Here is a 620-nt window from a genome sequence, read left to right on the forward strand (position 1 = left end):
CGTGATCCTGTCAGCGACGAAGCGTCCAGCCCGCGACAGGACACCGAGAACACAGGGCTGGGACTGCTGCAAGCTGTCCTGGCGAGAGAGAACCTGCGGCAAGCGTGGAAACGAGTCAAAGCCAACAAAGGCGCGGCTGGCGTGGATGGATTGGACACCGAACAGACCGCCCGCCATCTGATGACGGCGTGGCCGAAGATTCGCGAACAACTGCTGCGTGGGACATACCGGCCCAGTCCGGTACGACGGGTATTGATCCCGAAACCGGGCGGTGGCGAGCGCGAGCTTGGCATACCGACGGTGACGGATCGACTGATCCAGCAAGCACTGCTGCAAGTGCTGCAACCACTACTTGACCCGACATTCAGCCAACACAGCTATGGTTTCCGACCGGGGCGGCGAGCCCACGACGCGATACTGGCGGCGCAGGGCTACATCCAATCCGGCCGGAAGATCGTGGTGGATGTCGATCTGGAGAAATTCTTTGATCGCGTCAATCACGACATCCTCATAGACCGCCTACGGAAACGCATCGATGACGCCGGCATCATTCGGCTGATACGGGCGTATCTGAACAGCGGCATCATGAGCGATGGCGTCGTGCTGGAGCGGTATCAAGG

The 620-nt window shown here is 60.5% G+C and carries 1 protein-coding gene; it reads left to right on the forward strand.

Going from position 1 to position 620, the window contains the following annotated elements; all coding sequences use genetic code 11:
• Window positions 1-620: reverse transcriptase domain-containing protein (locus Tther_RS13215; RefSeq protein WP_246099057.1), on the forward strand; the 620-nt coding region annotated here is incomplete at both ends.

The sequence above is a fragment of the Tepidimonas thermarum genome (genome assembly GCF_007556705.1).
Classification (GTDB): Bacteria; Pseudomonadota; Gammaproteobacteria; order Burkholderiales; family Burkholderiaceae_C; genus Tepidimonas; species Tepidimonas thermarum.